This is a genomic window from Chamaesiphon sp. VAR_48_metabat_403, from assembly GCF_031422475.1.
Classification (GTDB): Bacteria; Cyanobacteriota; Cyanobacteriia; order Cyanobacteriales; family Chamaesiphonaceae; genus Chamaesiphon.
On sequence record NZ_JANPLS010000472.1, the window covers coordinates 1 to 2,307 of the forward strand.

The window sequence follows — 2,307 nt, forward strand, 5'->3', positions numbered from 1 at the left end:
CCCGACACCCCTCTTCTCCGACACCCCACACCCCATACCCTACACCCCATACCCTACACCCTGCGCGAAGCGCACCCCTTTAATTAAAAGTGCCCGAACAACATCAGCAAACTCATCAAGTTCAACACCAACAACCTGTTGTCAACAAGTCTAATCTACCATTCGATCCTACTCTAGCAATGCTATTAGGATCTGTGGGAATTTTAATTCTCTTATCGATGTTTGGGAAAGGTAATAATCACAAGCAAGGTAAATCCTATTGGGGTGGCTCCGCTCAACTTCGCGCCGCCGAAAAGATTGCTCTAGCTCAAATCCCAGCTTTTTCGGGCAAACAATGCTATGAAAAGCCTAATGCTTGTTCGTTATACATTGGCACTCCGGCTAAAATATATGAAGCTCATCAGCAGGATTTCTATAATAGACTTAAACCCGAATTAGATCGCATCGAACGAGAATTTGGGAAGACTCAGAGAGAAAAACTTGAAGCTAAATATCGTCCTAGAAAGTCTAAATTCAGAGATAAAACTCTATTTCTCCCCAACGCTCAACAGAGTATTGCTGTCTTTGGTGCGGCGGGTGCGGGGAAATCTCATAGTATCCTTACTCCCGTCATTCGTGCGGCTCTAGATCAAGGAATTACGGCAACTGTATTTGACTTTAAATATCCCGAACAAACCAAAGAAATTATCGGTTATGCCGCCCAGCGCGGCTATCAAGTCCAAATTATTGCCCCTTCCTATCCTGAATCGGGAATCTTTAATATCTGTGATTTTATCCGCGATTCGGGCGATTCGATCGGTGCGGGACAAATTTCCGAAGTTCTAACGGAGAATACCTCTAAAGGTACGGGCGAAGGTGGTAATGAATTCTTCGAGAGTGGTGGCTCTAGCGTTCTTCAAGGGGGAATGTTGCTCTCAAAATGGCTCGAAGAAGACCCTGAAGCCATTGCAGTTGCTAGCAGACTGTGGGATGTCGAAATCGGTGATGCCAGCCCCTCAGTCGCCGATATCATGACAGTTGCGGCGATTCTTAATCTGCCCCAATTTGGCGAACGGATGCGATTTGCCGCCAAACGGATTAACCCGTGGATTTATCAATCCCTAGCTCAATTCCTCAGTGCTGGTGGTGAAAAAGGTAAAACTAACGTCACCGAAGCCGGGATTCTTGCGAACGCTCAGAAGACTGTCAATCAACTAGTCAAGCGTGATTTTATTCCCTCTATTTGCGGCAAATCTAACATTGAAATCGACCTAACTGGGGAAAATGTTAAAACGCTGACGATCGTCGGTTTAAATCAAGATTATCGGCATATTATCTCACCTCTACTGGCAACGATTCTCGACTTATTAATTTCTCGTAATATCGCCCACTCCAGACAGCGAACAGTCCCCTTTTTCGTTAGCCTGGATGAGCTACCGAGTATGAAGTTGCGAAAAATAGCCAACTGGTTAGCGGAAGGACGTTCGGCGGGATTCTGTGGCGCAATTGGACTCCAAAATCTGTCTCAACTGAGAGAGGCTTATGGGGACGATCGATCTGAAACAATTATCTCAAATTGTGCGACCAAATTCTTCCTCAATCCTCAAGATACTAAGTCGGCTCAATTCTATAGTGAGTATTTGGGAGATCGAGAACTCCGCTATTTTACTAACTCAATCACCACTCAAAAAGGTGGCGGAAGTAGAGCTAGAAATGAACAAGTGACGACAATCCCGTTGATGGAAGCTGCCGAATTCTCGAAAATGGGGGCGGGGAGAGCGGTGATGATTTCACCTGGATATATTAATGCGGCTAAAAAGGAAACTTATTTGCCGATCTTACATGACATCAAGATTCCCGATCGAGATTTAATCGAATCTGAGAAATCAAAAGATGTTTGGCAAACGATGCTGGCAAGTTTTAAAGATAAGAAAATTGATGAAGCTGAAATCTCACGGATGTTCGATCTGCGTTGTCAGTTAGTTGAAGAATTATTCCCGCTACCACCAGTTAGTAAATTAAGTTGTAATTTAAGCAAGCTGATTAATTGGTTGAAAAAATATGACTATACCGATGAAGATTTTGCTACTGAAAATCTCCTGATTAATTTAGATGTTAACATTAACCTGCCAAATGAGTGGAAAGATCCAAATTCTCCTGATGATGCCCCGAAAATTAATATGCCCAAAGATCCCAAGGGATTATCAATGCTGGCTACTCTCATCGGGGCGACTGGCTATAAAATTGTTAGAGGGGTGCGCTTCGCGCAGGGTGTGGGGTGTGGGGTGTAGGGTGTAGGTAGGAAGGGGTAAAGGGTAAAGGGGAAAG

The 2,307-nt window shown here is 44.3% G+C and carries 1 protein-coding gene; it reads left to right on the forward strand.

What is annotated here, in order from left to right:
• The first annotated feature begins 89 nt into the window (after positions 1-89).
• Positions 90-2,270 carry a type IV secretion system DNA-binding domain-containing protein gene (locus RMO79_RS22620; RefSeq protein WP_310485522.1) on the forward strand — a complete coding sequence of 727 codons (2,181 nt, stop codon included), beginning with the start codon at positions 90-92 and terminating at the stop codon, positions 2,268-2,270.
• The last annotated feature ends 37 nt before the right edge of the window (positions 2,271-2,307 follow it).